The sequence below is a fragment of the Streptomyces sp. BK79 genome, assembly GCF_044142145.1.
In the GTDB taxonomy this organism is placed as follows: domain Bacteria; phylum Actinomycetota; class Actinomycetes; order Streptomycetales; family Streptomycetaceae; genus Streptomyces.
Map to the genome: position 1 here is coordinate 64772 of NZ_JBHVOC010000031.1, position 23481 is coordinate 88252.

Sequence of the window (23481 nt, forward strand, 5' to 3'; positions counted from 1 at the left end):
GGGTGCCCGGCGTGGACTGGGTCACGTGGCCCCCTTCACGCTCCCGGCCGGGGCGGCGTGACCCGCCTCACAACGACGTGCCAGGCTGCAGTCCGACGGCGTCAGGCTTCAGACCGCTGGCGTCAGGCTTCAGTCCGACGGTGCCGTGCCCTTGCCCGTGTCGGCGTCCGCACCCGCGCCCGCGCCCGTGTCCGGGCGGACCACTCCGAGGATCGGCATCGTGCCCGCCCCCGCGACGGTGATCGCGCGCCCCGGGCGCGGCGCGTGCACGACGGAGCCGTCGCCGATGTACATGCCGACGTGGCTGGCGTCGTCGAAGTAGATGATCAGGTCGCCGGGGCGCATGTCCTCGACGTCGACGCGCGGGAGCTGCTTCCACTGCTGCTGCGAGGTGCGCGGGATCGCCGTCCCGGCCGCCACCCACGCCTGCGAGGTCAGGCCGGAGCAGTCGTACGCCTTCGGGCCCTCGGCGCCCCACTGGTACGGCTTGCCGACCTGGGCGGTGGCGTACGCGACCGCCTTGCGGCCCTGCTCGGTCGCGTCGGCGTCCAGGTCCTTGACGATGCCGGAGTCGAGCCAGGCGGTCTGGGCCCTGGCCTGGGCCTCCCGCTCCAGGCGGGCGAGGCGCTCCCGCTCGTCCTTCTCCAGCTCGGACTCCAGCTTCTCGGCCGCCTTGATCTGCTTCTCGATCTTCTTCTGGGCGGTGGCCTTGGCCTTGCGGTTCGCCTCCAGCTTCTCGAACTGGGCGGAGGCGTCCGCCTCGTACGCCTTGAGGTCCTCCTGGGCGCGCGTCATCTCGCCGAGCAGGCCCTTGGTCGCGCGCTGGCCCTGGATCACCCGGCCGGTGCCGTCGAGGAAGTCCTCGGGGTCGTCGCTCAGCATCAGCTTGGCCTCGTCGGGCAGGCCGCCGGTGCGGTACTGGGAGCGGGCCGCCGCGCCCGCGCGGTCCTTCAGCCGGTCCAGTTTCTCCTGGCCCTTGACGATCTTCTTGGCCAGTTCGACCAGCTCGGTGGACTGCTTGTCCGCCTTCTCCTCGGCGGCGTTGTACTCGTCCGTCGCGGACGCCGCCGCGCGGTAGAGCTTGTCGAGCTTCTCGCGTACGGCTTCCAGGTCCTTGCCGGGGGTGGCGGACGGGGCCGGTGAGGCGCTGGGGGTGCCGGGTCCGGGCGCGGGTACCGGCCCTGGATCCGCGAACGCCGTGCCCGGTGCCGCGAGCACGGTGACCGCGCAGACCACGGTCACGGCAGCGGTCATCAAGCCATGCTTCCCCGTACGCATACCTCGCCCCCAAACTGATTAACCGTCAGTAACATAGGTCGCCTGGGGGATCGTGCCACGCCGGCGCGGAAAGCGACAGAGGTCGTGCTTCCCTCCTCCTTCCCCCCTTCTGCCTCGCCGTACGACGATTCCCCCGCTGTGTGACGAACGCCGCAGGGAGATCGTTCCCGGCCATCTGTCCGGGGCCCGGGGGGTGTCCGGTTCAGGCGCGCGGCGCCAACGCCTCCCACCGCACCGTCACTTCGCCCTGGCGCCACCGCGCCGGCCCGTCCGCCACCGGCCAGTCGGCCGTCAGGTCCCGCACCGCCCGTATCCAGCGCTGGCGGGCTCCGTAGGCGGCGTAGGGCGCGGCGGCGGCCCAGGCGCGGTCGAAGTCGCGCAGGAAGGCGTGCACGGGCTCGCCGGGGACGTTGCGGTGGATGAGCGCCTTCGGCAGCCGTTCCGCCAGGTCGGAGGGGCGGTCCAGGGAGGCGAGCCGGGTCGCGAAGGTGACCGTTCGCGGCCCCTCGGGGCCGAGCGCCACCCACACGTGCCGGCGCCCGATCTCGTCGCAGGTCCCCTCGACGAGCAGACCGCCGCGCCCGTGCCCGGACGCCGGCGCGAGCCGCGCGCACAGCCGCTGCCAGACGGCGGCCACCTCACCCTCGTCGTACTGGCGCAGCACGTTCGCCGCGCGGATGAGCAGGGGCCGGCGGGAGAGGGGGACCTCGAAGCCGCCGTGCCGGAAGACGAGCCCCGCGCGGGCGTACGGTTCGGCCGCCGCCACCCGCGCCGGGTCGATCTCGACGCCCACCACGCGCGCGTGCGGGGCGACCGCGCGCAGGCGGGTCAGCAGCTCGACGGCCGTCCAGGGGGCCGCGCCGTAGCCGAGGTCGACGGCGACGGGGTCGGCGGCGCGGCGCAGTTCCGCGCCGTGCGTGGCCGCGATCCAGCGGTCCATGCGGCGCAGCCGGTTGGGGTTCGTCGTCCCGCGCGTGACGGTGCCCACGACGGGGGCCGTGTGGGAGCGGACGGTGGCGCGGGAGGGCATGCGTACGAGGGTAGGCGCCCCCGCGGGTGGCGCGGTGCGGGGTGGGGCGACGCGGGATGGGGCGACGCGGGATGGGGCGACGCGGGATGGGGCGACGCGGGTGGCGCGGTGACGCGTCACGTCGTCGAACGGTTGATCGATTGACGGTAATGGTTCGGTAAAGGCCGGGAAACCGGAAATGGAGCACCGCCGTCCGGTGTTCTGCCTCCTTGGAGGGCGGCGCGTGTCCTCCGACCGGCATGCCCGCAGCGAGGAGGAACGGCTCGTGAGCCAGTACGTCAGCAGGCTGGGGCGTCGCTCACCGGCGGCCACCGGGCGGCTGAGGCTGCTGCGCAGGCCCCGCCGCGTCGCCATGCTCTCCGTGCACACCTCGCCGCTCCACCAGCCCGGCACCGGCGACGCCGGCGGCATGAACGTCTACATCGTCGAACTCGCGCAGCGCCTCGCCGCGATCAACATCGAGGTCGAGATCTTCACGCGCGCGACCTCGGGGGGACTCCCGCCGTCCGTGCAGCTCGCCCCCGGCGTCCTCGTCCGGCACGTCGACGCCGGCCCGTACGAGGGACTGGCCAAGGAGGACCTCCCCGCCCAGCTGTGCGCCTTCACGCACGGCGTGATGCAGGCGTGGGCCGGCCACCGCCCCGGCCACTACGACCTGGTCCACTCCCACTACTGGCTCTCCGGCCACGTCGGCTGGCTCGCCGCCCAGCGCTGGGGCGCCCCCCTGGTGCACGCCATGCACACCATGGCCAAGGTCAAGAACGCCAGCCTGGCCGACGGCGACACGCCCGAACCGGCCGCCCGTGTCATCGGCGAGACGCAGATCGTCGCCGCCTCCGACCGGCTGATCGCCAACACCGCCGAGGAGGCCGACGAGCTGGTCCGGCACTACGCCGCCGACCCGGCCAAGGTCGCCGTCGTCCACCCCGGCGTCAACCTGGACCGCTTCCGCCCCTTCCCCAAGGGCTGTGAGCCCGCCCCCGGCCAGGCCGGGGACGCCCGCGCCGCCGCCCGCGCCCGCCTCGGCCTGCCGCAGGACGCGCTGATCCCGCTCTTCGCCGGCCGCATACAGCCGCTCAAGGCGCCGGACATCCTGCTGCGCGCGGTCGCCGTCCTCCTCGACGAGTGCCCCGACCTGCGCTCCCGCATCGTCGTCCCCGTCGTCGGCGGCCCCAGCGGCAGCGGCCTCGCCAAACCGGAGGGCCTGCAGAAGCTCGCCGCGCGGCTCGGCATCGCCGACGTCGTACGGTTCCGTCCGCCCGTGGGCCAGGAGCAGCTCGCCGACTGGTTCCGGGCCGCGTCGGTGCTGGTCATGCCGTCCTACAGCGAGTCCTTCGGCCTGGTCGCCATCGAGGCCCAGGCGGCCGGCACGCCGGTCCTCGCGGCCTCGGTCGGCGGCCTGCCGGTCGCCGTGCGCGACGGACACACCGGACGCCTCGTCGCGGGGCACGATCCCGCCGCGTACGCGCGCGTGCTGCGCGATTTCGCCGACAACCCGGAGCTGACCCCCCGCATGGGCGAGGCCGCCGCCCGGCACGCCCAGTCCTTCGGCTGGGACAGCGCCGCCGCCGCGACCGCCGACGTCTACACGGCCGCGATCCAGGCCCACCGCCGTCGCGTACGCTCCCACCATGGCTGAGGCAGCGGCACAGAAGGCAGCGCGGGCGGTCCTCGAAGGCGCCCTGAAGGACGCCGGGGTGGAGTGGGAGAGCCCCGGCCCCGGCACCTACGTCGTGAAGCTCCCGGGCACCCGCAAGCTGTCCACGACGGTCTCCCTCCTCCTCGGCCGGCACTCCCTCTCCCTCAACGCCTTCGTCATCCGCCACCCCGACGAGAACGAGGGCGCCGTCCACCGCTGGCTCCTGGAGCGCAACCTCAAGCTGTACGGCGTGAGTTACGCCGTCGACCGCCTCGGCGACGTCTACGTCACCGCGAAGCTCCCCCTGGCCGCCGTCACCGCCGACGAGATCGACCGCCTGCTCGGCCAGGTCCTGGAGGCCGCCGACGGCTCCTTCAACACCCTGCTGGAGCTGGGCTTCGCGTCCGCCATCCGCAAGGAGTACGCGTGGCGGACCTCGCGCGGGGAGCCGACGCGCAACCTGGAGGCGTTCCAGCACCTGATCGAGCGCGGCGAGGACTGACGCGTCCTCAGGGCCTGGATCGGCCGCTGGTGCCGTAGCGCCCGGGCGTGGTCCCCACCAGCCGCTTGAAGTGCCGGGTCAGATGGGCCTGGTCGTAGAAACCGGTCGCCGTGGCCACCTCGGCCGGGGCGTGCCCCGCGAGCAGCAGCCGCCGCGCCCGGTCGACCCGCCGGGACATCAGGTACTGGTGCGGCGCGATGCCGTACGCGCCGCTGAACGTCCGCACCAGGTGCGCGGGATGGGCGGCCACCCGCGCGGCGGCCTCCTCCAGGCCGATCCCCGCGACGACCCGCTCGTCGAGCAGCTCGCGCAGCCGGCGGGCGAGGACGGGATCCCGGCGCTCCGGGCTCTCCCGGCGGCGGGGCCGCAGGTGCGCGTGCAGCCGCTCGCCGATCAGGGTCAGCCGGCTCTCCGCCTCCAGCTCGTCACCGGGCAGGGCGAGCGCGGTGTGCAGCTGCCCGACCCGCCGCCGCAGCACCGGGTCCCGCAGGTCGGGAGCGTCGACGGCGGGCCCGATCAGCTCGTCGCCCAGCCGGGAGGCGTCCAGGTACAGGACGCGCTTGCGGAAGCCGCCCGGGGTGGCGGGGGAGCCGTTGTGCGGCACGTGGGGCGGCAGCAGCGACACCGTGTCGTGCGGGGTGCCGTGCTCGTGCCGGTCCAGGTCGTACCGCACGGCCCCGTCGTCCACGATCAGCAGCGTCCACGCCTCGTGCACGTGCATCGGGTAGGCGTACTCGGTGAAGTGGGCGTGGAAGACCTCGACGACGCCCGGGACGCGGGGCCGCCAGGCGGAGACGTCCCGCTGGTCCCGCTGGTCCTGGTCGGCCATGCAAAAAACGTACAAGACCCGGCCGTACGCCGACCGGCAGTCTCACTCCATGAGCACGCACGACGCACAGACCGCCGATGCCGCCCCCGTCCGCTTCGACACCAAGATCGCCGTCCTGCTCCGTGAGGACCTGGAGACCTGGCAGCGCCTGAACGTGACCGCCTTCCTGGTCAGCGGCCTGGGCGCGCAGTTCCCCGAGGTGATCGGGGAGCCGTACGAGGACGCCGACGGGGTCGGCTACCTGCCGATGTTCCGGCAGCCGGTCCTGGTCTTCGAGGGCACCAAGGAGACGCTGACGAACGCCCACGCGCGCGTGCTGTCGCGCGCCCTGCCCCGCGCGCTGTTCACGTCCGACCTGTTCACCACGGGCAACGACCGCGACAACCGCGCGGCGGTACGGGCCGTGCCGACCGCCGGACTCGACCTGGTCGGTCTCGCGGTGTACGGGCCGAGGAACGCGGTGGACAAGGTGCTGAAGGGGGCGCGGATGCACCCGTGAGCACGGGGTGCGGGCGACCGCGTCAGGCGGCGCCGACCTCGGCCTCGGCGGCCGCCCGGGAAGCCGTCGCCTCGGACATGACCGCCTCCTCCTCCGGCAGGTTCCGCATCAGCGCCCAGTACCCCGCCGCCGCCACCGTGCCGACGACCGTGCACACGCCCCACAGCCACCGCGCGCCCCAGTGGTCGATGACGAAGCCGGACATCAGCGGGGCGACGAGGGCCGCGACCGCCCAGGACATGGTGTACATCCCCTGGTAGCGCCCGCGCCCGTGCGCCGGGGAGAGGCGGACGACCAGCCCGGTCTGGATCGGGGCGTTGACGATCTCCGCCAGCGTCCACACGCACACGGTGAGGGCGAACACGCCGACCGACCCGGCGAAGGCGGTGAGTCCGAAGCCGTACCCGGCCACCAGGGACGACAGGACGAGCAGCAGGCGCGGATCCCGGTGCTCGATGAACCGGGTCACGGGAATCTGGAGGACCACGATCAGGACGCCGTTGACGGCGATCGCCAGACCGAAGTCGGCCGGTGTGAAGCCCGCCTCACCCATGGCCACCGGCAGCCCCACGTAGGCCTGCTGGAAGATCAGCGCGACGAGGAAGGACAGCCCGACGACACTCATGAAACGCCCGTCGCGCAGAACCGTCCCGAGCGACACGGCAGGCTCGCTCCCGCCGGCGACGTCACCCTTGGCACCCTCCCGCGGCCGGGACTCGGGCAGCTTCACGAAGACGAGCACGGCGCAGGCCATCGTCATGCCCGCCTCGATCAGGAACCCGGCGAGGTAGCTGGCCTCGGCGATGAAACCGGCCGCCATGGACGAGATCGCGAAGCCGAGGTTGATCGCCCAGTAGTTCAGCGAGAAGGCCCGGACGCGGTCCTCGGGCCGCACGATGTCCGCCATCATCGCCTGCACCGCCGGCCGGGAGGCGTTGCTCGCCATGCCGACCAGGAAGGCGACGGCCGCGATGGAGACCGGGTCCCGCACGAAGCCGAGCAGCGCGACGGACAGCGCGGTGGAGACCTGCGCGACGAGCAGCGTCGGCCGCCGCCCGAGCCGGTCGGTCATCACCCCGGCCCCCAGCGAGGAGATGACCCCGCCGAGCCCGTGCAGCGCGGCGACCAGTCCGGCGTACGAGGCGGAGTACCCGCGGTCGATGGTCAGGTACAGCGCCATGAAGGTGGCGACGAAGGCACCGAGCCGGTTGACCAGGGTGCTGGTCCACAGCCACCAGAACTCGCGGGGGAGCCCGGAGACGGACTCGCGCGCGGCACGTCTGAGACCGGCGACTGACATGGGACCCCCGAAACGGCTGTAAGCGTCTGAAGCAGTGAGCACAACTTACGAAGATCCCGGCACGGAGGGCCATTCAATTAACACTTCCCGTCAACCGTCCGTGCTTCGGGCGCCCCGCGCGGCCGGTGCGGGGCGTCGATTAGGCTCGGAAGCATGGCCGACGCACCGTACAAGCTGATCCTCCTCCGCCACGGCGAGAGCGAGTGGAACGAGAAGAACCTGTTCACCGGCTGGGTGGACGTCAACCTCACCCCGAAGGGCGAGAAGGAGGCGACGCGCGGCGGCGAGCTGCTCAAGGACGCCGGCCTGCTGCCCGACGTGGTCCACACGTCCGTCCAGAAGCGCGCGATCCGCACGGCCCAGCTCGCGCTGGAGGCCGCCGACCGCCACTGGATCCCCGTCCACCGCCACTGGCGCCTCAACGAGCGCCACTACGGCGCCCTCCAGGGCAAGGACAAGGCGCAGACCCTCGCGGAGTTCGGCGAGGAGCAGTTCATGCTGTGGCGCCGCTCCTACGACACCCCGCCGCCCGCGCTGGACCGCGACGCCGAGTACTCCCAGTTCTCCGACGCCCGCTACGCGACCCTCCCGCCGGAGCTGCGCCCGCAGACGGAGTGCCTGAAGGACGTCGTCGTCCGCATGCTCCCGTACTGGTTCGACGCGATCGTCCCCGACCTCCTCACCGGCCGCACGGTCCTGGTCGCGGCCCACGGCAACTCCCTGCGCGCCCTGGTCAAGCACCTCGACGGCATCTCCGACGCCGACATCGCGGGCCTGAACATCCCGACCGGCATCCCGCTCTCCTACGAACTCGACGCCGAGTTCAAGCCGCTGAACCCGGGCGGCACGTACCTCGACCCGGACGCGGCCAAGGCCGCGATCGAGGCCGTGAAGAACCAGGGCAAGAAGAAGTAAGCGCCCACGAACAAGCCCCCTGCCTGCGGGTCCTCCGCCGGAAGGGGGCTTTTCGCTGCCTCCGGACCGTCTCCGGGCCGTCAGGACGATGTGCCCGTGCCCTCTCCGGGCTCCGGCTCCTGCCTCCACTCAGCTCCGCCCGGTCACCTTGCGCCTCAGGCAGGCCACGCATCGGCCATCAGGAAGGCGACCACCGTCCCGCCGAAGCGACTGGGCCCGGAGTGCCAGGACTCCGCGATGGAATCGACCAGGAGCAGCCCGCGCCCGTGAGCGTCGTCGGCGTCCGGCCGGCGAAGACGCACGTTCACCGGAAAGCCGGGGTTGTGCACCTCCACACGCAGCGAGGTCCCCTCCCGGAACCACTCCACGCGTACGCACCACTCCTCGTCAGCCCGCCCGTACGTGATGGCGTTCGTCACCAGCTCGGAGATCATGAGCGTGCAGTCGTCGACCGAGCAGGCCGGGTTGTACGGGGCGATGAACTTCCGGAACCAGCGCCGGGCCCGGGGCACGGACTCCGGAACCGGATGCAGGGTCAACGCCCCGAGCCACGGTGAATCCTCGCTGGGAAAGCGGTTGAACCGGTAGGTCATCCGCGCTCACTCCTTGCCGCTGCCGTCGCAGTCGAGGCAGCGCCGCCTCGATGAGACACGGGTGCGGTCGTTGGCGGCGGCGAGCGCCACCGACGTACGCGAACCGACGCGCTTCGAATCGCGCCCCCGGCATCCCCGGCATGCTGAGCGCGTGCCCTGATCCGGTCGCCGACCTGCCACGCCATGTCCCCTTCCAGTAAGTGGCCTTAGCCACTTACTGGATAGTGGCATTGGCCACTTGCGGCGCGCAAGCGGTTCGCGCAACTGACTGGCCGTCACGTCATGTCAGCGGATAGCCCTGCTCGAACGCCCAGCGGTGCGGCGGGTACGTGGCCTCGGCGAACTCCAACGGCCGGTCCTGCATGTCGTAGACGACATGGTGAACGACCAGCACGGGGGAACCTGGATCGAGGTTCAGGTCGGCGGCCTCTTCGTCGGTGGCGCCCCGGGCACACATCCGGTCTTCGGCGTAACTCCCCTGCCGTCCCGTCGTGTTCTCGACGTACATCAGGGTTCCCTCCTGAATCCGTACGGGATCCGTGAGCTTGGGCGCGCGCTGACCGACATCGGGCGCGAACCAGGAGGTCGACAACGTGATGGGACCGTCCTGGTTGTTGGTCACGCGCCGGCGATGAACGGCCCGGCGGTCCTTCACCAGCCCGAGAGCCTCAGCGACGTGATCCGGGGCATCCATCCAGCCGGCCGAGGTGACCACCGCGTACTCACCGGGCGTGTAGATCTTCCCGGTCTGACGAGCCCGACCGTACAACTCCCGCGCACGCCGATTGACTTCCAGACTCCGCACGTACGTACCCGAACCTTGCCGCTTCTCGACGAGCCCCTGATGACTCAGCGCCTCCAGGGCGCGGGCCGCAGTCGGACGGGAAACCTTCCAGTCAGCGGCCAACTGCCGTTCCGACGGCACCTCGTCACCCGCTCGCAGGTCGCCCCGAAGGATCTGATCGCGGATGTGGTGAGCGATCTGGAGATACTTCGGCTGCGCCTCCTCGATCTGCGGCATGTCTTCCCCTTGTCCAAGTGGCTATGGCCTCCAGCCACTATAGAGTGAACGGCCTTTACCAGAACCCGTAGTGTTGACCGCATGAAGCGGTTGATCGTCGCGGCAGGAGGAGGGGGCGACGCAGTCGCCGCCGCGATGCTTCACGCCGCTCTGTACGGCAACGAGGACCACGCGGTGATCCTCACCTACGCGTGGGACCGCCTCCTGATCGACCCGGTACCGGGCCCCCGCACCGCACACGACTTCACCGGCCTCAAAGCCATCACCCGGTCCGTCCGGTCAGTGCCGGCGACGGCCCGCCCGATCGCTCCCGCAGGGTCCACCCTGCCCCGCCTCGCATCCGAACTTCCCCAGACGTTCGCCCTCCTCGACCCGCAGCACGGAGCCGAAGGCGTGACGAACCAGGTGGAGGAGTTGATCGCCCACCTGACACCGGGGTCGATCGAGCTCCTGGACGTCGGCGGAGACATCCTCGCCCGCGGCGACGAACCGACCCTCAAGAGCCCACTCGCCGACGCGCTGACCCTTGCAGCGTGCTGCCGCGTAGACGCACCTGTCCGACTCCTGGTCGCCGGTCCCGGCCTCGACGGCGAACTGTCGGCAGACGACCTTCAGCCGCTCCTGGGCTCCGTCGTCCACACCTTCACGGCGGAGGACGTAGCCCCGATCAACAGCGTCCTGGAGTGGCACCCGTCCGAAGCCACGGGCATGCTCGCGGCGACGGCCCGAGGAGTGCGCGGCACGTGCGAGGTACGCGACGCCGGCCTGCCTGTACCGCTCACGGACGCGAGCCCACAGCTACACGAAGTCGACCTGGACGAGGCTTTGAGTCACAACGCTCTGGCCCGAAGCATCATGGCGACGACGACCCTGGACGAGGTCGAGGCCCACAGCCGAGAGATCTGCGGCTTCTCCGAGATCGACTACGAGCGCAACAAGGCCACGCGGTTGAAGGACCAGCCGCCGATGGCACTCGACACGGAAGAGGTGCTGCGCCAACTCGACCAGTTCGAGTCAGAGGCCCACGCCCGTGGAGTCACGCACACAACGTTCCGCCACCTCACCGAGGTACTGCACCTCAACGGCGCTCAGCGCGGCGACCTGCGCCAACTCCTGCTCTCCAGCCGCCCGGAGCAGTACGTAGCTCCGCTCTGGCACATCCCAGACGCCACCTGAGTTACAACCTTCTTCACTGGTTCAAGAGCGGCTCTCTCCGCTCACCGCGCGCGGCCCGGCCCCCGGCCGGGCCTGCGCTCCTGTCTCCGCCCCGCTCCAGCCCGGCCAGCGTCCGTGCCGCGCACTGGGCAATCAGCTGCCAAATGCCAGCAAGGAGGTAGGCCACAGCCGGAGGGCTCCCCAGCTTCACCAATCCAAGACCGGGCAGGCCACCGGCGTGGACAAGCAGCTTGGTCGAGCTGAAGTTTCAACTCTAAACCGATGGTGCTTTGGTGCGGCGTGAGGCATCATCTTTGGATGCATAATTTGTATTCTTGGATGCAACGCCTTGATCAGCTCGTCGACCGCGGCAAGGGAACCCTAAGTTATGTTCATCACCGTATCCTTCTTCCGGGTCCCACACCCTTAAGGGCTGAAGGTCTCTTCAGATTCGAACCGGTGGGTCCAGTTGATCAGCTTGGCTCTACTCCTGGCTTCCTTGCGAGTGTGGGTTGGATAGAAGACGGCGATCACCAGGCAACCACACCATCTTTTGGTGGTATGTCCAGAGAACTGGCGGCAGTTCTTACTCTGATCACTGGCCGCCGCATCGAAGCCTTTCACGAACAGCCCATCAGTATGGAGGGTCGCCCTAACCGCATCACCTACTTGCCGGTGGAGGCTTTGCCAGATAGGAGTTTGATAGGTCCCATTGAACCCACCCTCTCAATCGACGACGAGATCCGAGAATTTTTGGGCAAGGCGCGCAGTCTACAGCGAAACGAGTATGTCGCCATCAGTTCAGCGGTAGAGCTGCACTACGGGGCCTGCTTGCTTTTCGGGCGCGACCTTACGGCTGCCTACACACTGTTGGTAGCAGGATTGGAAACACTGGCGCAGTGTTTCTATGACGCCCCGACCTCTTGGGAGGAATGGGACCAGGCGCCACGTTGGGAAAAGTTTATCAGAGTGAACAATCTCAATGACTCCCAGGCTCGAGCATTGAGGTACAAGCTTTTGGACGGGGCGCACATTCGTTTGAAGGCAAAGTTCGTGGACTACGCCTCCACGCGCGTGGAAGAGCAATTCTTCGATGAGACTTGGAGAGATTACGTTCCCACAATATCCATGCCTGAAGGAATAGTAACCGGGGGGCAGTGGGGAGAGGCCAAGAAGATACGGGACTTCCTGCCCGATACGCGGGATACACTGCGAGCTTCACTGAGGAAAACATACGACGCTCGTTCTGGTTTCGTGCATCAGGGGAAGAAGGCCACAACCCTTACCCAGGAGGCCATAGGCCTTATTGGCCGCACCTCCCCCTCAAAACCTCTGCCGTTTGCCCTACTTCGAGCAGTCCTAGGCCACCTAATCCGCCTTGAGGTCAGAGATAAAGCGACTTCATCCGATACGCCGGACCTTTCCTACACCTTCAGTCACTCAGCTGGTACGTGACACTACTCGAGAGGGGTTGTTGATGGAGAAGCACTACGCCGCAGGCACCTGGGTGCAGAAACCTGGCGAAGAGGGCATGACCGTCTCCTTTCTACGAAATATTTCGGAGGCGGAGTATGAACGATACAAAACTATAGTTGGGAAATTTTCGGTTATTCAGGAACGGAAAATTTTCCAGTTCCTAGAGCGGTCGTCTAGCGATCGATCGTGTAGGCCATCAGCGCTCAGCACCCCTTACCTCGGAGGCCCCCTGGAGACCTCTCTATACATCTAACTTTGGCGCAGCATCTCTAAGAGACGTCAATCGAAACGGCGGAAGAGGGGACTGGTCGGGCCGACGGCTACACGCAGCGAGCGAACGCTCAACCTGTGGCCTAAGGTGTCTAGAGAAGAGGGAGGAGACCTACGGGATGGCCCACACCGACGACGGCCCTCGGCCCAAGTACCAGCGGATCGCGGACACCTTGCGCGAGGCGATCCAGGCGGGCCGGTACGGTCCCGGTGATCGGCTGCCGGGGGAGAACGACCTCATGGCGACGCACGGCGTGGCCCGTATGACGGCACGCCAGGCTCTGGGCGTCCTCCGGGACGAGGGCATCGCCGAAGCCCGCAAGGGAGCCGGCGTGTTCGTCCGGAGCTTCCGTCCGCTTCGGCGCCGGGGCATCCAGCGGCTGGCCGAGCAGCAGTGGGGCAACGGCCGTTCCATCTGGTCGGCGGACATCGAGAACCGCTCCCTGGAGGTGGATCAGGTCACCGTTTCCGAGGAGTTCGCGCCTGACCGCGTCGGCGCGGTCCTCGACCTGGCCGACGAGGAGCCGGTGTGCGTGCGGCGCCGGCGTTTCGTCCTGGACGGGAAGCCCGTTCTGCTCGCGACGAGTTACCTGCCCATGTCGCTGGTCGCCGGATCCGTCATCACGCAGGAGGACACCGGGGAGGGCGGGACGTACGCCAGGCTCGCCGAACTCGGGCACAAGCCGGTGCACTTCCGCGAAGAGATCCGCTCCCGCATGCCGTCGAAGGACGAGGCGGCGCGCTTGAGCGTGGCCGCGGGCACCCCGGTCATCCTCATCTGCCGCACCGCGTACGCGGCCGAAGGCCGACCCGTCGAGGTCAACGAGATGACACTGGACGCCGCCTCGTACGTCCTGGAGTACGACTTCGACGCCTGACGCCGTTCGGCAGGGGCATGACGACCAACGACCAACGCCCTGCACCCGAGCATTCGGCTCGGGTGCAGGGCGTCCTGGTAGGGCGTCAGCCCATGCTCTTCGCGCCATCCAGGGACTCTCGGAGGATGTCGGCGTGGCCGGCGTGCTGGGCGGTTTCGGCGATGATGTGGAGCAGTGTCCGGCGGGCCGTCCACTGGGTGTCGGCCTCGAACCACGGGGCCTTCGGGAGCGGCCACGCGGCGTCGAGGTCGGGCAGCGTGGCGACCACGTCGTCGGTGCGGCGGGCCACCTTGTCGTAGTCGGCCAGGACGCCGGCGAGGGTCTCGCCGGGCTGCATCTGGAACTCGTTCGCCCGCCGGGCCCAGTCCTCCTCGGTCATGGCCGTGAAGTCGCCCATCGTGGAGGGGCCTTCGAGGATGAAGTCCACCCAGCCCCGCTCGACCGAGGTCACGTGCTTGATCAGGCCGCCCAGGCACAGTTCGCTGGCGGTGGGCCGGAGGCCGACCTGTTCGTCGGTGAGGTCACGGGTGGTGAAGCGCAGGAAGTGCCGGTGCTTGGCCAGCGTCTCCAGCAGGTCGGCGCGCTCGCCGGTGGCCGCCTTCGCCGGGGTCTGCTCGGTGGTGATCTGCTCGTTGGACGTCATGGACTCCGCCTTCCGGTGTTCCTGCTCCGTCGGTCGAGGACCACGTTAGGAAGTATTGAGGTCAGGTTCTGTCCTAGATGGGGCCTGGGGGCGGAGAGATGCTCGCTCCGCCCCCAGGCGTTGAACAGGACGAGCGTGTGTCACGCCGGTTCGACCGGCAGCCACAGTTCGCAGGTCGCGGTGGAGAAGTCCTCCGCGCGGTCGAGGACGGCGACGATCGACGGGCCCGGGCGCAGGCGCCAGGGGTTGGACGGGAACCACTCCGACGCGGTGGCCGCCCAGGTCGACTGGAGGGTGGCCGGGTAGGGGCCCGCGCTGCGGAAGACCGCCCACCGGCCGGCCGGTACCTCGATGGCGTCGAGGTCGTCCGGGATCGGGGTGGTGTGCGTGACGGCGACGCCGTGCAGGTAGGTGAGTTCGGTGCCCTCCGGGCTGTCGGGGGCCAGGTCGTCGGTGACCTGGAGCAGGCCCGCCGGATCGGTGTCGCCGAGGGATTTCAGGCGGGCGTGCTCCTGCGGGGGCAGGGAGGTGATGTGCTCCTGGATGTGCGGGTTGACGCCCTCGTGGATGAGCGGGACGCGGGTCGCGTGGCCGATGAGGCGGAACGCGGGGCGGTCGGCGAAACGGGTGTCCATGGGGGTGCTCCCTTCGACGGTCAGGCGGAACCTGAGCTGCGGCTGTGACTGAAGGGGGCCTCCGTCGCGCCGTACGTCACGCGGGGCGGCTCCGTGGACCGCCCGGAACGCGCGTCCGAACGCTTCCGTGGAGCCGTACCCGTGCCGTACGGCGATGCCCAGCAGGTCGTCCTCACCGCGTACGACGTCGGCGGCGGCGACCGTCATGCGGCGCCGGCGCACGTACTCCGACAGCGGCATGCCGGCCAGGGACGAGAACATCCGGCGCAGGTGGTACTCGGTCGTGCCGAGCGCTCCGGCCAGTGCGGGGACGTCGAGTTCCTCCGAGACGTGTTCCTCGGTGAGGTGTTCTTCGACGAGGTCGACGAGCTTGTTGAGTGCCGAGATCACGAGGCGGCCTCCTTCCGACCTCCACCGTGGCAGGGAGCGGGGGTGCGCTTCCCGATCGTCGTGGTCCGGTTCGGTCGGGTGCGGGTGCGGGTGCGGGTGCGGGTACCGGTGCCGGTGCGGTTATGCGTCGGTCCGGCGGGCGTACACCTCGATCTCTATCTTCATGCGGGGGTCGGCCAGCCCGCACTGGAGCATCGTGGCGGCCGGGCGGACCTCGCCGAAGGCCCGGCGCAGGACCGGCCAGCAGGGCTCGAAGTCGGCGCGGTCGGGGAGCAGGTAGCGGACCCGGACGACGTCGGCGAAGGTGCACTCCGCCTCGGTCAGCGCGGACTCGATGTTGCGCAGGCACTGCTCGGCCTGCTCCACGACGTCCTCGGAGATCGTCATCGTCGTGTAGTCGAAGCCGGTCGTGCCCGACACGTGCACCCAGTCGCCGTCGACCACGGCACGGGCGTAACCGATCTGCTCCTCGAAGGTCGAGCCGCTGAGGATGGTGCGTCGCTCTGTCATGAGCGGCACATTAATGGTGCGAGGTGCGCGGGCGGCCCCGCCTCAACTCGCCGTCGTCAGCCGTCCCCGGTGCTCGCGCCGCTGCCGCCGTCCCCGCAGGGCGTGCCAGGCCGCGCCCAGCGCTGTCGACTGGGCCAGGGCCGCGAGGACGATGCCGCCGGTGAAGAACCAGACCGGGGCGTCGCCGCCCCAGGCCGCCTCGCCGAGCCAGGCGACGAAGCCGAAGGCCGGGAAGGTGAACATGGCCGGCCAGACCCAGATCAGGGACGCGTCCGGGGTGTCCGCGAAGAGGGGTTCCAGCGCGGCGACCGCCATCGCGCCGCCGATCACGGTGAGGTAGGCCGCCGAGGCGCGGTTGGCGACGGCCAGGCGGGTCAGGGTGTGTATCGCCACGCTGGTACGGCTGGTCTTCATCAGGTCCTCGGCTCCCCTTGGTCGTCCGTCGTCCGTCGTCCTGGGTCCAGGGTCGGACGGGGGCGGGCCCCGTGGCCTGAGTACCCGTACTCAAAGGCGGAGAAAGAGGGAGGAGGACCTCGTACGGTGTCGCGGTTCTACACCGTCAGCGGGACCTCGTGAATCTCGTCGGCCTTGTGGCCCGCGCGTTCGTGGACGCGCTGGACCGCGTCGGCCGACGGGGCCTCGGAGAGGCAGAAGACCGTGCCGGAGCCCGGGTCCGCCCACGCGTGGGCGAAGTGGACGTCCTCGTCCTTCTCGATGGCGAGGTCCGCCTGGTGGGCCTCGTGGAGCTGGTCCGCGGTGATGCCGTGCATGCCGTGGTGCACGTCCATGAAGTGAGCCATGGCCTCGCACCCCCTTCAGGGTCTCCCTTCCAGGGTGCGCCCCCACGGCGGCCGGGGCGAACCCGGCCGCCGTGGGATGCACGGAAGACGCCCGCTACCTGCGGCGGGTCAGCCGCACTGGCAGGGATTGCCGGACTGGCAGCCGCAGCCGCAGCCCGAACCGCAGCCGCACGCGGCGATCAGGGGCAGGCTGCGGGGCGCGGGCGGCCGCTCGGTGCGGCGTTCCTCGGTGGGGGCGGGCTCGGTGCTGGGGGAATCGGCCATCGGGTTCCTCCTAGAGGCTGGTGCCTGCGCCCATTGCACGCCCCGGGCGGCTGTCGCATCAACGGCGCATTGGGGCGACCGCGCGCGCCCCCGGCCACCCCGGCCCGCTCCCCGCACATGCGGGCGTCCCCGCAACAGGCGAGCGCCCCGGCACAGGCGGGCGTCCCCGCACAAGCAGGCGTCAGGCGCCCTCGACCTGCGTCGCCGACTGGATGTCCGCCTGGAGGTCGTCCGCGTGCTCGCCGGTGACCAGGTAGACGACCCGCTTGGCGACCGCGACGGCGTGGTCGGCGTAGCGCTCGTAGTAGCGGCCGAGGAGGGTGACGTCGACGGCGGTCTCGATGCCGTGCTTCCAGCGGTCGTCCATCAGGTGCTGGAAGAGGGTGCGGTGGAGGAGGTCCATCGCGTCGTCGTCCTGCTCCAGCTGGAGGGCCAGGTCGACGTCCTTGGTGATGATCACCTCGGCCGCCTTCGCCATCAGGCGCTGCGCGAGCTGGCCCATCTCCAGGATGGTCGCGTGCAGGTCGCTCGGCACCGCACGCTCCGGGTAGCGCAGCCGGGCCAGCTTGGCCACGTGCTGGGCCAGGTCGCCCGAGCGCTCCAGGTCGGCCGACATCCGCAGCGAGGTGACGACGATCCGCAGGTCGGTCGCCACCGGCTGCTGCCGGGCCAGCAGGGCTATGGCCCGTGCCTCCAGCTCGTGGTGGAGTTCGTCGACCTTCTGGTCGCCCTCGATCACGTTCTCGGCCAGCTTCAGGTCCGAGTCGAGGATGGCGGTCGTGGCGCGCCCGATCGCCGACCCGACCAGCCGGGCCATCTCCACCAGGCTGTCGCCGATCGAGTCCAGTTCCTCGTGGTACGCGTCCCGCATCAGGGTTCCCTCTCGTACGTCCTTTTAGGGGGCTCGCACCGGCTCGGCGCCGGCTCGCACCCCTCGCCGTGCCCCCACGCTTACACGTTCCGGCCCGTACGCGTCCGTTTCCGGCACCACAAATGAACCGGTACTGGCTCCAAGGTGAACTCTGGGCGACGAGTGTTCGAGGTCGCAGTCCGATGGCTGGGGCGGGACTGTTCGGCATGCCTAACCTGGAGGCATGGACGTGAACGCGGCGGTCGCCGCAGCGGCAGCGATCGCCGGAGTGCTCACCGGCGTCATCGCCATGCTGGCGTTCCGCTGGAGCGAGCGGGAGCAGAAGCGCCCCACGCGCACCTCGCTCCACACGGACCCCGTGCTGCCGCCGGGCGTGGACACCGTCCTGTCGGTACTCCGCTCCTCCGCGGTCGTCCTCGACGAGGCCGACGCGGTGGTCAAGGCCAGCTCGGCGGCGTACGCCCTCGGACTGGTCCGGGGCGGCAAGCTCGCCGTCGAGCCGATGCTGCAGATGGCCCGGGACACCCGGCGGGACGGGGAGATACGGCAGGTCGAGCTGGACCTGCCGAGGCGCGGGACCGGACGGGGGGAGGCGCTGGCGGTCTCCGCCCGGGTCGCCCCGCTCGGGTCGCGGCTGGTGCTGCTGCTGGTCGAGGACCTCACCGAGGCCCGCCGCATCGAGGCGGTACGCCGCGACTTCGTCGCCAATGTGAGCCATGAGCTGAAGACGCCGGTCGGGGCGCTCTCCCTGCTGTCCGAGGCGGTGATGGACGCCTCCGACGACCCGGAGGCCGTCGAGCGGTTCGCCGGGCGGATGCAGATCGAGGCGACCCGGCTGACCAACCTGGTGCAGGAACTCATCGACCTCTCCCGGGTCCAGAACGACGATCCACTCGACGACGCCGAACCCGTCCGGGTGGACGAACTGGTGGCCGAGGCCATCGACCGCTGCCGGCAGCAGGCCGGCACCAAGCAGATCACCATGGCCGCCGGAGGAACGGCGGATCTGCACGTACGCGGCAACCGCGGCCAGCTCGCCGCCGCGCTCGGCAACCTCGTCGAGAACGCCGTCAACTACTCACCCGCCCGCACCCGCGTGGGCATAGCGGCCCGGCGGGTCAACGCCCCGGGCGGCGATCTGATCGAGATCGCCGTCACCGACCAGGGCATCGGCATCTCCGAGAGGGACAAGGAGCGCGTCTTCGAGCGCTTCTACCGCGTCGACCCCGCCCGCTCCCGGGCGACCGGCGGCACCGGTCTGGGTCTCGCCATCGTCAAGCACGTGGTCGCCTCGCACGGCGGGGAGGTCACGGTGTGGAGCGCCGAAGGCCAGGGCTCCACCTTCACCCTGCGGCTGCCGGAGTCGGGCCCGTCCCGCGCCCGCGCACCGCACTCCTCCGACCGCGCCGGACTCAGCGCCGAGATCGAGCGGTCCCCCTCATCCCCCCATACTTCCCCGTACGAAACGCTTCCCGCCCCGGAGGTCCTTCCGTGACCCGTGTGCTCGTCGTCGAGGACGAGGAGTCCTTCTCCGACGCCCTGTCGTACATGCTCCGCAAGGAGGGCTTCGAGGTCGCCGTCGCGACCACCGGCCCCGACGGACTCGACGAGTTCGAGCGCAACGGCGCCGACCTCGTGCTCCTCGACCTGATGCTGCCCGGCCTGCCGGGCACGGAGGTCTGCCGCCAGCTGCGCGGCCGCTCCAACGTTCCCGTGATCATGGTGACCGCCAAGGACAGCGAGATCGACAAGGTCGTCGGGCTGGAGATAGGGGCCGACGACTACGTCACCAAGCCCTTCTCCTCCCGCGAGCTGGTCGCCCGCATCCGTGCCGTCCTGCGTCGGCGCGGTACCGAGGGGCCCGCGCCGGACGAGCCCGCCGCCCTGGAGGCCGGCCCCGTCCGCATGGACGTCGACCGGCACGTCGTGACCGTGGGCGGCACCAAGGTCGACCTGCCGCTCAAGGAGTTCGACCTGCTGGAGATGCTGCTGCGCAACGCCGGCCGCGTGCTGACCCGCATGCAGCTGATCGACCGGGTCTGGGGTGCCGACTACGTCGGTGACACCAAGACCCTCGACGTCCACGTCAAGCGGCTGCGCGCCAAGATCGAGCCCGACCCGGGCGCGCCGCGCTACCTGGTGACGGTGCGCGGCCTCGGGTACAAGTTCGAGCCGTAGACCGCCCGGCGCGGTTGAGGACGAGCACGGCGAAGGGCGGGACCTCTCGGAGGTCCCGCCCTTCGTCATACGTACGGGGTGGGCGTACGGGTCGTGCGTACGGGGCTCAGTGACCCGTGCCGGCCTCGTGCGAGGCGCCGTCCGTCGCCGCGCCGGTCTCGGTGCCCGTACCGGCGTCGTGCTCGCCCTCGGCGCCGGCCGCGGGGGACTCGCCCGTGCCGGGGGCCGACTCGCCGTCGGACGGCGTGCCCGAGGTCTGGCCGTCGGACGGCTCGCCGGAGGCGTCCCCCGACGGCTCCTGCGACGCGCCCGGGGCCGCCGGGACGTCGCTCGGGCCCCACCCGGAGAAGTAGCTCTCGGCGGGCACGACGAAGGCGCGCAGGCCGACCTCGCCGGTCTTGCTGAAGGTGAAGGTGATCCGCTGCGCGTTGCCGTCCTGGACGGCCTCGCGGCTGCTGGGCAGGACGGCGGAGGCGTTGCCCTCGCCGCCGATGATCAGGCGGCCGCCGGCCGGGACGGTCAGGCCGCCGTTCGCGCCCTTCTCGCCCTCGGCGGGCTTCAGCTCGGCGGACTTGCCGGTGCCGTCCACGGTGATGGACTCGAGGGTCTGGTCCGTCCTGCCGTTGTTGAACAGGGTGGCGGAGACCACGGCCGGGCCGGTCGACTCCAGGTCGGGCTGGGTGATGACGATCGCGTTCTGGATCTGGAGGTCGCCGACGGTCGTCGCCGCGTTGTCCGGCTTGATCTCCAGCGTCTGGGCGTTGTGGCCGGCACCGCACGCGGCGAGCGAGGCGATCGAGAACGCGATGGCGGCGGCGGCGAGGGCACCGCGTCGAAGGCTGCTGCTCACGGCGGCGGCAACTCCTTGGACTCGAGCGAGGAGGCGGCAACGGATAAAGCCGCCCTAAGTGACTGTCAGCGGCCCTTAGGCTACCGAGCCGTTCACGGGCCGCCGCACCCGACCCTCCCCCAAAGCGCGCGGCTTCGCTCGGCAGGCGGTAGCGCCGACGGGGGGACGGGGTGCGCGGCGTGTTTCCGCCGGGGCGGCCACCGCGCTTCCGCCGGGGTGGCCACCGTGCTTCCGCCGGGGTGGCCGTCCGGCTCGTTTTGTGTCCGGTACTCGTCCGTCATTCACATAAGAAGCCTCCGCCCGCCGCTCCGTCATACCGGTCGCCGATCGGTGCGCGAAATTTCCGTGAAGGAATGCGCGGACGGCCCGGCAGGCTCTCCGGAAATTGATCATCCGGGGGCCGGCCGGGGACCTCGTGATCAATTCCGGAATCGTCCGGAACCCCGCACCGGCCACCGAACGGAGTAGCGGAAGTCGCACGCGCGGAACCGGACATATGGGGATCTTCGGGCAGGTGGGCGGCCCTCCGGTTGTGTGTGACGTGCGCGTTTCGATCGACCTGGAGAGCCGCTCCGACCTGCGAATACCTTCTTCCGCTCGCCCGGCGCAGCACGTTCCTGTCGCTGTTGTCAAGCCCCGAGATATGCCCTGACCTGCGAAAACGCCATTCAGAAGACGCCGTATCCGTGTTACCCTGGATAGCCACGGAAGGGGTACCTGTCACATGACGTTCAAGGTTGGCGACACCGTGGTCTATCCCCATCACGGGGCCGCGCTGATCGAGGCTATCGAAACTCGCCAGATCAAAGGCGTGGACAAGACCTACTTGGTGCTGAAGGTCGCCCAGGGTGACCTGACGGTACGTGTGCCAGCGGACAATGCGGAGTTCGTCGGCGTGCGTGATGTGGTCGGTCAGGACGGACTGGACCGGGTCTTCGAGGTGCTGCGCGCGCCGTACGCCGAGGAGCCCACGAACTGGTCGCGTCGTTACAAGGCAAACCTGGAGAAGCTCGCCTCCGGCGACGTCATCAAGGTCGCGGAAGTCGTGCGTGACCTGTGGCGTCGTGAGCGCGAGCGCGGACTCTCCGCCGGTGAGAAGCGCATGCTCGCCAAGGCCCGCCAGATCCTGGTGAGCGAACTCGCTCTCGCGGAGAACACCAACGAGGACAAGGCGGAGGCCCTGCTCGACGAGGTGCTCGCCTCCTGAGGCGAGGCGCAGCCCGCAGCCCGCTCGGTTCAGCGCACTGAAATGCCGCGGTGCCCGATGACGTCTTCACTGTCGCCGGGCGCTGCGGCATGTTCGTACCCGGATGTGCCCGGAGGCGTCTGTGGGTCGTCTCCGGGCGGTTCGCCCCCGTTCGTCCACGGGCGATTCGTCTTCGGTCGCACATCCCGGGAGACTTTCCCCCGGTCCTGGCGTGCCGGGCCCGGGCTGCTGGCTCGACCAGGGTCACGGAAGGGTCCGGTCAAGGCGTCGCGCCCGGCACGGTGAGGCCATACCCAACTAGGTCGAGCACACAAACCTGACAGGAACCGATGTCTGACGAATCGCGTCCCTCGCCCGCCGACACGCCGGCCGACGTGCGGCCCGACACCCGTACGAACACCAGGACCGCGGCCGTCATTCCGGCCGCGGGCCGGGGCGTACGTCTCGGCCCCGGCGCGCCGAAGGCCCTGCGCGCGCTCGGCGGCACGCCCATGCTCATCCACGCGGTCCGCGCGATGGCCGCCTCCCGCGGGGTCTCGCTCGTCGTGGTCGTCGCCCCGCCCGACGGAGCCGCCGAGGTCAGGAGCCTGCTCGACGCGCATGCGCTGCCCGAGCGGACGGATTTCCTGGTGGTGCCGGGTGGCGGGACACGGCAGGAGTCCGTACGGCTCGGTCTGGAGGCGCTGCCGTCCGAGTACGACATCGTCCTCGTGCACGACGCGGCCCGGCCGCTGGTGCCGGTGGACACGGTGGACGCCGTGATCGAGGCCGTCCGGGACGGGGCGCCCGCCGTGGTGCCGGCGCTGCCGCTGGCCGACACGGTCAAGCAGGTCGAACCCGCCGCGGTGCCGGGCGAGCCGGAGCCGGTGGTGGCGACGCCGGAGCGGGCGCGGCTGCGCGCGGTGCAGACGCCGCAGGGCTTCGACCGGGGGACGCTGGTGCGGGCCCACGGGACGGTGACCGACAACGTCACCGACGACGCGAGCATGGTCGAGCAGCTCGGGCTCGCGGTGGTGGTGGTGCCGGGGCACGAGGAGGCGTTCAAGGTGACGCGGCCCCTCGACCTGGTGCTGGCGGAGGCGGTGCTGGCGCGCAGGAGGCTGAACGATGGGTTCTGAGGCGGACGGGTCGGCAGTGCTTCCCGTGCTGCCGCAGGTCGGGATCGGTACGGACATCCACGCCTTCGAGGACGGGCGCGAGCTGTGGTGCGCCGGGCTGAAGTGGGAGGGCGAGGGGGCCGGGCTGGCCGGGCACTCCGACGCGGACGTGGTCGCGCACGCGGCGTGCAACGCGTTGTTCTCCGCGGCGGGGGTCGGGGACCTGGGGCAGCACTTCGGTACCGGGCGGCCGGAGTGGTCCGGGGCGTCCGGGGTGACGCTCCTGACGGAGGCGGCGCGGATCGTGCGGGCGGCGGGATTCCGGATCGGGAACGTCGCGGTGCAGGTGGTGGGGCCGCGGCCGAAGATCGGTAAGCGGCGGGACGAGGCGCAGAAGGTGCTGTCGGAGGCGGTCGGGGCGCCGGTGTCGGTGTCCGGGGCGACGACGGACGGGCTGGGCTTTCCCGGGCGGGGGGAAGGGCTGATGGCGGTCGCCACGGCGTTGGTCGTACGGGTGGGGTGAGCGGGGGGTGTGTCCTGGGCCGGGGGTGGTGTGGCGCCGGCGCCGGGGTGCCGCGGGGGGGGGGGGGGGGGGGGGGGGGGGGGGGGGGGGGGGGGGGGGGGGGGGGGGGGGGGGGGGGGGGGGGGGGG

General features: G+C 70.4%; 26 protein-coding genes. 12 read left to right on the plus strand and 14 right to left on the minus strand.

The window, feature by feature from the left end; genetic code table 11:
- Positions 1-129: 129 nt before the first annotated feature.
- Positions 130-1278: an NlpC/P60 family protein gene (locus ACFIF2_RS31755; RefSeq protein WP_395576724.1), complete on the minus strand. Its 1149-nt coding sequence runs from the start codon at positions 1276-1278 to the stop codon at positions 130-132.
- A 202-nt stretch (positions 1279-1480) separates the two neighbouring features.
- Entirely contained in the window at positions 1481-2308 is an 828-nt protein-coding gene (locus tag ACFIF2_RS31760; RefSeq protein WP_395576725.1) for a class I SAM-dependent methyltransferase, read from the minus strand.
- 265 nt (positions 2309-2573) lie between these two features.
- Here ACFIF2_RS31760 and mshA point away from each other — a divergent pair, with 265 nt between their 5' ends.
- Entirely contained in the window at positions 2574-3947 is a 1374-nt protein-coding gene (mshA, locus tag ACFIF2_RS31765; RefSeq protein ID WP_395576726.1) for a D-inositol-3-phosphate glycosyltransferase, read from the plus strand.
- Positions 3940-4449 (plus strand): YbjN domain-containing protein, encoded by a 510-nt coding sequence (locus tag ACFIF2_RS31770; RefSeq protein WP_395576727.1) that lies wholly within the window; start codon positions 3940-3942, stop codon positions 4447-4449. Before mshA ends, ACFIF2_RS31770 begins: the two co-directional genes overlap by 8 nt.
- Positions 4450-4456: 7 nt before the next feature.
- Here the strand turns inward: ACFIF2_RS31770 and ACFIF2_RS31775 are convergent, their stop codons facing one another.
- Positions 4457-5278: an AraC family transcriptional regulator gene (locus ACFIF2_RS31775; protein ID WP_395576728.1), complete on the minus strand. Its 822-nt coding sequence runs from the start codon at positions 5276-5278 to the stop codon at positions 4457-4459.
- A 49-nt stretch (positions 5279-5327) separates the two neighbouring features.
- On the opposite strand from ACFIF2_RS31775, the gene ACFIF2_RS31780 reads away from it, so the two are divergent.
- Positions 5328-5777 (plus strand): DUF2000 family protein, encoded by a 450-nt coding sequence (locus tag ACFIF2_RS31780; protein WP_395576729.1) that lies wholly within the window; start codon positions 5328-5330, stop codon positions 5775-5777.
- 22 nt (positions 5778-5799) lie between these two features.
- On the opposite strand, the gene ACFIF2_RS31785 is transcribed toward ACFIF2_RS31780, so the two are convergent.
- Positions 5800-7077, minus strand: a complete 1278-nt coding sequence (locus ACFIF2_RS31785) for an MDR family MFS transporter (protein WP_395576730.1) — start codon at positions 7075-7077, stop codon at positions 5800-5802.
- Positions 7078-7230: 153 nt separating this feature from the next.
- Here ACFIF2_RS31785 and ACFIF2_RS31790 point away from each other — a divergent pair, with 153 nt between their 5' ends.
- Positions 7231-7992 carry a phosphoglyceromutase gene (locus tag ACFIF2_RS31790; protein WP_395576731.1) on the plus strand — a complete coding sequence of 254 codons (762 nt, stop codon included), beginning with the start codon at positions 7231-7233 and terminating at the stop codon, positions 7990-7992.
- A gap of 155 nt (positions 7993-8147) precedes the next feature.
- Here the strand turns inward: ACFIF2_RS31790 and ACFIF2_RS31795 are convergent, their stop codons facing one another.
- Positions 8148-8585 carry an ATP-binding protein gene (locus tag ACFIF2_RS31795; protein ID WP_395576732.1) on the minus strand — a complete coding sequence of 146 codons (438 nt, stop codon included), beginning with the start codon at positions 8583-8585 and terminating at the stop codon, positions 8148-8150.
- Between the two features lie 280 nt (positions 8586-8865).
- A complete protein-coding gene (locus ACFIF2_RS31800) occupies positions 8866-9606 on the minus strand; it encodes a GntR family transcriptional regulator (RefSeq protein ID WP_395576733.1) in 741 nt (246 codons plus the stop codon).
- Between the two features lie 81 nt (positions 9607-9687).
- On the opposite strand from ACFIF2_RS31800, the gene ACFIF2_RS31805 reads away from it, so the two are divergent.
- The 3 genes from ACFIF2_RS31805 (at position 9688) to ACFIF2_RS31815 (ending at position 13385) form a co-directional block, all read left to right on the plus strand.
- The gene (locus ACFIF2_RS31805) at positions 9688-10782 is read left to right on the plus strand and encodes a DUF1152 domain-containing protein (protein WP_395576734.1); all 1095 of its coding nucleotides are present in this window, start codon (positions 9688-9690) and stop codon (positions 10780-10782) included.
- A 297-nt stretch (positions 10783-11079) separates the two neighbouring features.
- A complete protein-coding gene (locus tag ACFIF2_RS31810) occupies positions 11080-12216 on the plus strand; it encodes a hypothetical protein (protein ID WP_395576735.1) in 1137 nt (378 codons plus the stop codon).
- A gap of 410 nt (positions 12217-12626) precedes the next feature.
- Positions 12627-13385 carry a GntR family transcriptional regulator gene (locus ACFIF2_RS31815; protein WP_395576736.1) on the plus strand — a complete coding sequence of 253 codons (759 nt, stop codon included), beginning with the start codon at positions 12627-12629 and terminating at the stop codon, positions 13383-13385.
- An 85-nt stretch (positions 13386-13470) separates the two neighbouring features.
- On the opposite strand, the gene ACFIF2_RS31820 is transcribed toward ACFIF2_RS31815, so the two are convergent.
- The 7 genes from ACFIF2_RS31820 to phoU form a co-directional block, all read right to left on the minus strand.
- Positions 13471-14028 (minus strand): DinB family protein, encoded by a 558-nt coding sequence (locus ACFIF2_RS31820; protein ID WP_395576737.1) that lies wholly within the window; start codon positions 14026-14028, stop codon positions 13471-13473.
- A gap of 140 nt (positions 14029-14168) precedes the next feature.
- Positions 14169-15053, minus strand: coding sequence for a GyrI-like domain-containing protein (locus ACFIF2_RS31825; protein ID WP_395576738.1), 885 nt, complete (start codon positions 15051-15053; stop codon positions 14169-14171).
- Positions 15054-15173: 120 nt separating this feature from the next.
- Entirely contained in the window at positions 15174-15563 is a 390-nt protein-coding gene (locus ACFIF2_RS31830) for a RidA family protein (RefSeq protein ID WP_395576739.1), read from the minus strand.
- Positions 15564-15605: 42 nt separating this feature from the next.
- Entirely contained in the window at positions 15606-15977 is a 372-nt protein-coding gene (locus tag ACFIF2_RS31835; RefSeq protein ID WP_395576740.1) for an SCO4225 family membrane protein, read from the minus strand.
- Positions 15978-16114: 137 nt separating this feature from the next.
- Positions 16115-16363, minus strand: coding sequence for an SCO4226 family nickel-binding protein (locus ACFIF2_RS31840; RefSeq protein ID WP_395576741.1), 249 nt, complete (start codon positions 16361-16363; stop codon positions 16115-16117).
- 108 nt (positions 16364-16471) lie between these two features.
- Entirely contained in the window at positions 16472-16627 is a 156-nt protein-coding gene (locus ACFIF2_RS31845) for a hypothetical protein (protein ID WP_395576742.1), read from the minus strand.
- A gap of 181 nt (positions 16628-16808) precedes the next feature.
- On the minus strand, positions 16809-17498 hold the full coding sequence (phoU, locus tag ACFIF2_RS31850) for a phosphate signaling complex protein PhoU (protein ID WP_395576743.1): 690 nt from the start codon (positions 17496-17498) through the stop codon (positions 16809-16811).
- 223 nt (positions 17499-17721) lie between these two features.
- On the opposite strand from phoU, the gene ACFIF2_RS31855 reads away from it, so the two are divergent.
- The gene (locus ACFIF2_RS31855) at positions 17722-18993 is read left to right on the plus strand and encodes a sensor histidine kinase (RefSeq protein ID WP_395576744.1); all 1272 of its coding nucleotides are present in this window, start codon (positions 17722-17724) and stop codon (positions 18991-18993) included.
- On the plus strand, positions 18990-19676 hold the full coding sequence (locus tag ACFIF2_RS31860) for a response regulator (protein ID WP_395576745.1): 687 nt from the start codon (positions 18990-18992) through the stop codon (positions 19674-19676). The genes ACFIF2_RS31855 and ACFIF2_RS31860 overlap by 4 nt, the downstream gene beginning before the upstream one ends.
- Before the next feature lie 106 nt (positions 19677-19782).
- On the opposite strand, the gene ACFIF2_RS31865 is transcribed toward ACFIF2_RS31860, so the two are convergent.
- Positions 19783-20526 (minus strand): DUF461 domain-containing protein, encoded by a 744-nt coding sequence (locus ACFIF2_RS31865; protein ID WP_395576746.1) that lies wholly within the window; start codon positions 20524-20526, stop codon positions 19783-19785.
- Positions 20527-21250: 724 nt separating this feature from the next.
- Here ACFIF2_RS31865 and ACFIF2_RS31870 point away from each other — a divergent pair.
- From ACFIF2_RS31870 to ispF, 3 genes are all read left to right on the plus strand, one after another.
- A complete protein-coding gene (locus ACFIF2_RS31870; protein WP_003953493.1) occupies positions 21251-21733 on the plus strand; it encodes a CarD family transcriptional regulator in 483 nt (160 codons plus the stop codon).
- Between the two features lie 329 nt (positions 21734-22062).
- Positions 22063-22851: a 2-C-methyl-D-erythritol 4-phosphate cytidylyltransferase gene (ispD, locus tag ACFIF2_RS31875; RefSeq protein ID WP_395576747.1), complete on the plus strand. Its 789-nt coding sequence runs from the start codon at positions 22063-22065 to the stop codon at positions 22849-22851.
- Positions 22841-23353, plus strand: a complete 513-nt coding sequence (gene ispF, locus ACFIF2_RS31880) for a 2-C-methyl-D-erythritol 2,4-cyclodiphosphate synthase (protein ID WP_395576748.1) — start codon at positions 22841-22843, stop codon at positions 23351-23353. The genes ispD and ispF overlap by 11 nt, the downstream gene beginning before the upstream one ends.
- The last annotated feature ends 128 nt before the right edge of the window (positions 23354-23481 follow it).

Bases quoted from the DNA above. Each gene is read 5' to 3' on its own strand.
- ACFIF2_RS31830 (WP_395576739.1), bottom strand. From the start codon at position 15,563: ATGACAGAGCGACGCACCATCCTCAGCGGCTCGACCTTCGAGGAGCAG.
- ispF (WP_395576748.1), top strand. From the start codon at position 22,841: ATGGGTTCTGAGGCGGACGGGTCGGCAGTGCTTCCCGTGCTGCCGCAG.
- ACFIF2_RS31800 (WP_395576733.1), bottom strand. From the start codon at position 9,606: ATGCCGCAGATCGAGGAGGCGCAGCCGAAGTATCTCCAGATCGCTCAC.
- ACFIF2_RS31810 (WP_395576735.1), top strand. From the start codon at position 11,080: ATGCATAATTTGTATTCTTGGATGCAACGCCTTGATCAGCTCGTCGAC.
- ACFIF2_RS31820 (WP_395576737.1), bottom strand. From the start codon at position 14,028: ATGACGTCCAACGAGCAGATCACCACCGAGCAGACCCCGGCGAAGGCG.
- ACFIF2_RS31795 (WP_395576732.1), bottom strand. From the start codon at position 8,585: ATGACCTACCGGTTCAACCGCTTTCCCAGCGAGGATTCACCGTGGCTC.
- ACFIF2_RS31835 (WP_395576740.1), bottom strand. From the start codon at position 15,977: ATGAAGACCAGCCGTACCAGCGTGGCGATACACACCCTGACCCGCCTG.
- ACFIF2_RS31785 (WP_395576730.1), bottom strand. From the start codon at position 7,077: ATGTCAGTCGCCGGTCTCAGACGTGCCGCGCGCGAGTCCGTCTCCGGG.
- ACFIF2_RS31780 (WP_395576729.1), top strand. From the start codon at position 5,328: ATGAGCACGCACGACGCACAGACCGCCGATGCCGCCCCCGTCCGCTTC.
- ACFIF2_RS31770 (WP_395576727.1), top strand. From the start codon at position 3,940: ATGGCTGAGGCAGCGGCACAGAAGGCAGCGCGGGCGGTCCTCGAAGGC.
- ACFIF2_RS31870 (WP_003953493.1), top strand. From the start codon at position 21,251: ATGACGTTCAAGGTTGGCGACACCGTGGTCTATCCCCATCACGGGGCC.
- ACFIF2_RS31805 (WP_395576734.1), top strand. From the start codon at position 9,688: ATGAAGCGGTTGATCGTCGCGGCAGGAGGAGGGGGCGACGCAGTCGCC.
- ispD (WP_395576747.1), top strand. From the start codon at position 22,063: ATGTCTGACGAATCGCGTCCCTCGCCCGCCGACACGCCGGCCGACGTG.
- ACFIF2_RS31845 (WP_395576742.1), bottom strand. From the start codon at position 16,627: ATGGCCGATTCCCCCAGCACCGAGCCCGCCCCCACCGAGGAACGCCGC.
- ACFIF2_RS31855 (WP_395576744.1), top strand. From the start codon at position 17,722: ATGGACGTGAACGCGGCGGTCGCCGCAGCGGCAGCGATCGCCGGAGTG.
- ACFIF2_RS31840 (WP_395576741.1), bottom strand. From the start codon at position 16,363: ATGGCTCACTTCATGGACGTGCACCACGGCATGCACGGCATCACCGCG.
- phoU (WP_395576743.1), bottom strand. From the start codon at position 17,498: ATGCGGGACGCGTACCACGAGGAACTGGACTCGATCGGCGACAGCCTG.
- ACFIF2_RS31775 (WP_395576728.1), bottom strand. From the start codon at position 5,278: ATGGCCGACCAGGACCAGCGGGACCAGCGGGACGTCTCCGCCTGGCGG.
- ACFIF2_RS31790 (WP_395576731.1), top strand. From the start codon at position 7,231: ATGGCCGACGCACCGTACAAGCTGATCCTCCTCCGCCACGGCGAGAGC.
- ACFIF2_RS31755 (WP_395576724.1), bottom strand. From the start codon at position 1,278: ATGCGTACGGGGAAGCATGGCTTGATGACCGCTGCCGTGACCGTGGTC.
- ACFIF2_RS31760 (WP_395576725.1), bottom strand. From the start codon at position 2,308: ATGCCCTCCCGCGCCACCGTCCGCTCCCACACGGCCCCCGTCGTGGGC.
- ACFIF2_RS31815 (WP_395576736.1), top strand. From the start codon at position 12,627: ATGGCCCACACCGACGACGGCCCTCGGCCCAAGTACCAGCGGATCGCG.